Raw genomic sequence first — 7157 nt, forward strand, 5'->3', positions numbered from 1 at the left:
GAAATAGTTGATAAAGTTATTTCTGTTGCTCTCGATTTGATGAATCCTCAACATTTAAAAAATTGGTTCACTAATTGTTGTTACTGTACCTCATAACACCGGGAAGTGCTGTATCTAAAGGGGGACTGGATTAAACCACTTTAAATATTATATATTAAATAGCCCGATTACCCTACCGGACTTTAGCTCCAAATCCTCTTTTGTCATTACCCGACAAGAGGGGTTTTATTCACTTTTGAATATTGATTATGTAGATGATCACCAAAAACAAGTATGTTGGTATAAGCCAAAGCGAACAAACTCCAGAAAGAAAAGATTAGGTTTTCTAGCGTCATTTTATTAACCGGAAATTAGTCATTTTTAGGATTTATATTTAGAATTTATATATTGAAAAAAATTGTCTACCTATTAGAAAGATTCCGCCCATAATGATGAATATTAATGTTATTTTTCCTCCGGGAACTAGGGTTTGATGGTTAATATGGAAAAATTCTGGATTTTCACTTTGTTTCCAACTCATTAATGCTGGCATAATTCCTGCTAAAATAGAAATACTAAACGTACCTGTGTATTCTAAAGCCTGGAAAAATATGGTGGGATTAAATGTTCCTAAACTTAAAGGTGGAAGCAATATCAAGGAATAAAGAGGTAAACGAGAAATTTCGCTTTTAGTGATTAAAGAAATATCTTTAAAAAAATCCGTTAAACCGTAGGTAATACCAATAAATGATGTGACAATGGCAAATTCCGAAAAAATTGATAGTAACATCGCAAACCATTCTCCAGAAGCACCATTGCGGAGGATTTTTAATGGGTCAAATATCCTCTCATTTCCTGGACTAAGTTGTACAATATCTGGAGTCACGCAGCCTAAAATAACCGCATTCCAAGCCAAAAACATCAGGAGTGGAATCACAGAACCAATAATAATAGATTGACGAATTTTGGGAATATCTCCTTCTAATTGAGTCACAACCAGCGGGATAACAGAATGGTAGAACATGGCCACATATATAACAGCAATAGAACCACCAATAGCAGTCCAATTTTGGACTAAGAATTGAGAGCTTTGGATTTGGCTTCCTCCTAATAATAATAAACCCACAAAGGCCATGAGTAAAATAATGGTAAGTATCTCATTTAATTTTTCAATAAAGTTATTTTTTCCCCAATAAATCATACTACCAAATATTAGAGAAAAACTCACTGTTCCTGCCCAATGAGGTAAAATATTTTCTAACTTCCAAACTTGATTAACTGTGGTTGTTAAAACTTCTCCACCTTTAGTCATATATGCCACTAACAAAGCATAGTGATTAAATAAATATGCGACTCCAGCAATTCTCGCTCCGACTTTACCAAGAATCTTTTCTACTATTGCTAATAAGCCTAAATGGGGAATACCCTCAACTTGCATGATATTTAAAGTCACTTCCGCAATTATTAAACCAGATATTAAAGTATAAAACCATACAATAATAATGGCAATTGTAGATGGTATAATCCCAGATGGTAAGGTTACTGCTGGTAGTCCAATAATTCCAGCCCCAACAGTAGTACCTACAATCAAAGCTGTATTTCCTAAAACACTGCCTGGTTGATGTTGAAATTTATTACCATCAAATTCCAGGTGAGAAAATAATCTTGTTACTGCTTGTTGATCTTGTTTTTCTTGTCCAATCATAAACTCAAAACTAATTGTTGCTCTTCTCAATATAGTTATACTAGATACCCGACTTCTAAGATCAGTCGAGAATATAATAAGTGATTAAACGAACTTCTTGATAAACTCACACATTAAATCTACTCTACCTTTACGTAACATGGCTGGATCTAATCTTTCCGTGGTATTACAAGTCATTAATACTACTAATTTTTGCTGCATTTGCATACCAGATTCATCAATTATACTCTGGTATAATGTCCCATCTAATAAGGCTAAAATATGCTCAGTTTTGTTATTATATTGTGCCACTTCTGAAGCCCGATCTTGAGCTAGATTATCAGCTTCGTTGATGATAATACAAATGCGTTCTAAATATGTTGGCGGGACAAAGTTGGTAATAGCATCATGATCTAAAATGAAAATTACATATCCTAAAGGGACAAGAATTTCTTTAGCCATACTCTGGGTCCATGCTGTTTTTCCTGTACCTGGTGCGCCATGAACTACAACTGCTAATTGGTTTTGATGCAAAATTGTTTGTTGAACTAAGTCGCTAAAATTTTGGATGTCTTGGGGAAATGTCCGCAAGGGATATTGACTATGAACTTTCCCGACGCGACTTTGATATCCACTCAGCATTACTGCTAAATCATAGGTGGCTTTATTAATTAAAGGTTTCATATTTTGGGACATTAAAGTATAATTCCTTCTGCCCCTTTCATAGGCTTCAATTTGTAACCAAATATCATGTTTTGACCAATAAGCATAAACTGTATTTACCACATCTAATCTTTCCCAGTTCACAAATTTTTCTACTGGAAAATAAAAGTCTCTTTCGGAGTAATACTGAGTGATAATATCAGGACGTTCTAATAATTTTAAGACTCGGAGAACGGTAATTTCTTGCAGAAGATTCAGCACATAATCAATAGGAATACTATTGCGGCTCACAAATTGTACAAGCGGTGTTTCTGTACTCAAAATCTCTTTATGGCGCTGTTCTGGAGTGAGCATATCTGGTGTGATATAATTCCAAAATTTCTGAAATTCACCACGAGTATAATCTGAGGCTAAATTTAAAATATTTGCCCACCAAGCATATTCTTTTCTGGCCAAAGCATCAGCATAATAACTGACTAAATTAATACCTTTCTGGGTTAATTCCTGAGTATCATGGAATAAAATTTTCCCGAAATATTCCCAATCAAAATCTCTGTGAAATGGCCGCCAACCACTGGATAACAAGTTCTGACAGTTTTTATTGGTGTTATTACTTTCGTTAGTTCTGAAGTAGTCAAAATCCATAATTTAAATTATTCTCTGCTGAGACAATGATGCACAATTTTTTGTTACAGCCACTATTGGTAATAATTGGTAATATATTATATTCCCAAAATTGCAGTTGTGTCAACTATTCTACTCATAATTTAGCTGTTTGAGCAATATTAGATGATAGAAACTAGATTTACGTCTGCTATTTTTTCTATAACATGATCTTCAAAGTTTAAAAATAGACTTCTTAATCAGAAAAGTAATTATGGTAGTATTTGACAATTTCTGGCAATTATTTAATCATATCCAATGTCAGCTTGATCGTTATTAGGCTGGTTTTGGTGGGTATTTCTCACCCTACCTATGGTTGAAAAATTAAACAGTAATTCCATGGTTAGTAAAAATAAAAACAATAAACCCTATTTCTCGAAAGAGTAGGATTATAAATTTGTTGATTTTTGTAAATAAATTTATTGACAGTTTTGCATATAATCAAAATATATCTGCTAAAAGGATTAAAACTGGATTTTTATTTCCTGTTCCAATTACTGAAGATAAACAACCAATGAGAATTTGCGGGTTCGTCTGTTCTACTCATAAAAACGACTACTCCCTATTAACTACTCTGGAGAAGAGATGTATTTAGCACATTCATTTATGAGTGATGAAAAACGACAAAAACATCGACAGCCTTTGGTTTTAGCAGTAGAAGATAATGATGATAGTCTACTGCTAATGAGTTATACCCTAGAATTATTAGGTTGTCGATCTATTTGTCAAAAAGAAGGTTCAAGAACACTGTTTATGGCTAAGAAGTATCAGCCTGATTTAATTTTATTGGATATTTTCTTACCGGGTATGAGTGGGTTAGATGTTATTCAATGTCTCAAGGGAGAATTATTAACTTGTCATATTCCTGTAGTTGCTGTAACGGTTTTGACTGGAACTGAAGATAAAAAAAGTATTCTCAAAGCTGGTTTTGATGATCACATTAGTAAACCCTATATGATTGAGGAATTAGAAACAACTATTCGGCGGTTACTAGGTAGAAAATTTCAGCTATGTTCGGTTTCAAGAATATAGCAAGGGAATAGGGAATAGGTAATAGGGAATAGGGAATCAGGTTCAAAGTCCTTGCATTTGTTAATTAATAGTAATCAAGTGATTTTGGGTAATCTGACTGTGAATGTGCTACCTTTACCAAGTTGTGAAGAAAGTTCTATTTTACCTCCATGGGCTTCGACAATACATTGTGAAAGATGCAGTCCTAAACCACTACCTGATCTTTTATTCCTTCCCTGGCGAAATCGCTCAAAAATTGTTCCTTGATCTTCGGCTGCAATACCATAACCTGTATCTTGAACTTCGATGATTATTTGACTGGGATGATTGGTTGGGGATAAGGTTTGAAAAATGCGGACTTCTATGCTACCTGTATCGGTAAATTTGATAGCATTAGCAATGAGATTATTGAATACTCGTCTTAATTCTAAGCGATCGCCGTTAACAATCCCTCCATTATTTCCTGTTTGGTTTAATTCATGGGTATCTAATTTTAAAATTAAGTTTTTCTCAACTGCTAAGGGACTGAGTTCACCCACTACTTCAGTAGCTATTTGTGTTAAGTCGCATGATTCATAGTTTAAGCTTTTTTTCCCAGCTTCAAAACGGTAAACTTCTAAGAGAGTATTCACCATTTCTAGGAGATTTTGATTGCTACGAATCATCATATTAATCGCTTGTTTCATTTCTGGAGAAATCGTACAAAAGACTTCTTGCAAAAAGAAATGCAGCATTCTATCAGCAGCTACTAAAGGAGTCCGTAAATCATGGGTAAGACGAGAAACAAAATCTTCTCGCTGTAGTGTCATTTTTCGCTGTTCGTCGATACTGTGTTTTAATCTTAGCAGCGATCGCACCCTTGCTAATAATTCTTCTGTGTCAAAGGGTTTGCGAATAAAATCGTCAGCACCCGCATCTAAACCTTCCACAACGCTAGATTCGTCAAAAGCTGTTAATAGCAAAATTGGAATATAGTTTATTTCTGGATTCTTACGGATTCTTCGCGTCACTTCATAGCCATTTATGCCTGGCATCATCACATCTAAAATAATTAGATCTGGTGGCAATTCTACCACGTTTTTTAAAGCTGCTTCACCATTAGCAACTGAATCAATATGATATCCCTCATCTTCTAAAATTGCTTCCACTAAAATCAGATTATCTTTAGTATCATCAACGGACAAAATTCGATCTTTTTTGAGAATAGTCATAATTAATCAACCTTTTAATCATCTACAATTTCAAATTTGGAGAATTTATTGATGCTTTCCTATGGGAATATATGGAATGAAAATGATGCTGATGAGTACGAGAAACTACATTACCTAAATCGGCTATCAAATTTATTTTCCGTGGTAATTCTATTTTAAACATTGAACCGACTCCTAATTTACTTTCGATATATATTTTTCCTCCCATCATGCGTACTAATGAATCAACAATAGCTAAACCCAATCCTGCACCAGAATATTTACGGCTAATCCCTTGATCAACTTGATGAAATGCTGCAAAAATATTTTGAAAATCTTGAGTAGCAATACCAATTCCTGTATCTTCTACAGCAATTGTAACTCTATTTTGATGTATTTCTTTGATTTCTACGAAAATATTTCCAGATTCTGTAAACTTAATGGCATTAGAAAGCAAATTCATTAAAATTTGCCGTAATCTTACTGCATCATTAAATACTAATTTATTGTTTAAATCTCCTTTGACTAGCAAAGATAAATTCTTGGCTTCAGCTAAAGAACGGATTTCTTTCACTGTATTACTAACAACTTCTGATAAATCGAATATTTCTGGCTTGAGTTTTAATTTACCGGCTTCTATGTGGGAAAAGTCGAGGATTTCATCGAGCAACATTAGTAATTTTTTACCATTATTGAGGATTCGTTCTACCATGTCCATTTGCTGATTGGTTAAATTACCAAATTTGGGACGTAATAGAATCTGGGAAAATCCAATAATCGCATTCATTGGCGTTCGCAATTCATGGGATACCGTTGCTAAAAATAATGATTTTAACCTTGATATTTCCAAAAGTGCGAGTTTTTGTTGCTGAATCTGTTGCTGTTGTACTGCTAATTCTTTACTCTTGATAATTAGCTCTTCACGACTTTCTTTAAGTTGTTGATTTGCTAACTCTAACTGCATTTGGGATCGGTGAATACGAATTGCACTTCGTAAAATTTGGGCTATGGTTTGTGAAGATAATGTAGACTTGATCAAATACTCACTAGCACCTGCTTTGATACACTCTCCAGCTATTGCTTCATTTCCTGAATTGATCAAAATCACTAAAGGCACTTTGATGGCTGAAGAATTTATTTTGTGAATTAATGTTAAGCAATCTTGATTTCGTAAATGATAGTCGAGAAATATGCAATCATAGTGATTATTGATCAGAGCCGAGAGCGCGTGATGGCTATCTTTGACTTCATCAAGTTCTATACTAATACCTGTTTCCCTCAGAGCTAGATTTAATAGCACACGCTCTACTTCATTCTCTTCTACAACTAAAATTTTTAGTGTTTCTTCCATCGGTTTTTATTTTCACTGTAGTAAAATCAAATACTTTATCTAGTTGAAAACATTGTAAATTAGCAATTAGTTAACTGTCTTCACCCATTAGTGAGAACTGTATGGAAACATTATGTACTAAAAATCTAAGTAATATTACTTATTTAAGTAATATGTCTCAATTGTCCCAATAAAAATCACTCCCTTAACTTGTATAGGTTTTGATAGCACTTAGGTTAAAAGTCTTTACAAATCTGAGTTTTATTTATCCTTGACGGAAACCGCTAAGGCTAAGGCCAGGAAAAGCTATAACGCGCATTACCGTATACACTGTATTACCCCCTACCGATCAAATGCTAGATCTAGTCAATCGCAAATTTAGGAATCATGCTTAAACTGTAATTTTTCGGATTTGTCTCAATAATTTCATTTGTTTTAGCAGAAATATCTATATATCTTTAGCTAGATTTTTACGACGATTAAATTGCAAATATTGGCAATTTATTACTTCTCTAGATAGATGTTACAGCACTTCCCGGTGTTATGAGGTACAGTAACAACAATTAGTGAACCAATTTTTTAAATGTTGAGGATTCATCAAATCGAGAGCAACAGAAATAACTTTATCAACTATTTC

General features: G+C 33.8%; 5 protein-coding genes. 1 reads left to right on the forward strand and 4 read right to left on the reverse strand.

What is annotated here, in order from left to right; translation table 11 throughout:
- Nucleotides 1-373: 373 nt before the first annotated feature.
- Both H6F39_RS19850 and H6F39_RS19855 read right to left on the reverse strand, forming a co-directional pair.
- Nucleotides 374-1684 carry an amino acid permease gene (locus H6F39_RS19850; protein WP_137908718.1) on the reverse strand — a complete coding sequence of 437 codons (1311 nt, stop codon included), beginning with the start codon at nt 1682-1684 and terminating at the stop codon, nt 374-376.
- Between the two features lie 84 nt (nt 1685-1768).
- Nucleotides 1769-2971: an AAA family ATPase gene (locus H6F39_RS19855; protein ID WP_137908719.1), complete on the reverse strand. Its 1203-nt coding sequence runs from the start codon at nt 2969-2971 to the stop codon at nt 1769-1771.
- Nucleotides 2972-3574: 603 nt separating this feature from the next.
- Between H6F39_RS19855 and H6F39_RS19860 the strand changes: the two genes are divergently transcribed.
- A complete protein-coding gene (locus H6F39_RS19860; protein WP_137908720.1) occupies nt 3575-4021 on the forward strand; it encodes a response regulator in 447 nt (148 codons plus the stop codon).
- A gap of 74 nt (nt 4022-4095) precedes the next feature.
- Here H6F39_RS19860 and H6F39_RS19865 read toward each other — a convergent pair whose 3' ends face one another.
- Together H6F39_RS19865 and H6F39_RS19870 are read right to left on the reverse strand one after the other, a co-directional pair.
- A complete protein-coding gene (locus tag H6F39_RS19865) occupies nt 4096-5211 on the reverse strand; it encodes a cell wall metabolism sensor histidine kinase WalK (protein ID WP_137908721.1) in 1116 nt (371 codons plus the stop codon).
- Between the two features lie 22 nt (nt 5212-5233).
- A complete protein-coding gene (locus H6F39_RS19870; RefSeq protein WP_137908722.1) occupies nt 5234-6541 on the reverse strand; it encodes a hybrid sensor histidine kinase/response regulator in 1308 nt (435 codons plus the stop codon).
- Between the last annotated feature and the right edge of the window lie 616 nt (nt 6542-7157).

It is taken from the genome of Dolichospermum sp. FACHB-1250 (assembly GCF_014696335.1).
Lineage (GTDB): Bacteria > Cyanobacteriota > Cyanobacteriia > Cyanobacteriales > Nostocaceae > Dolichospermum > Dolichospermum planctonicum.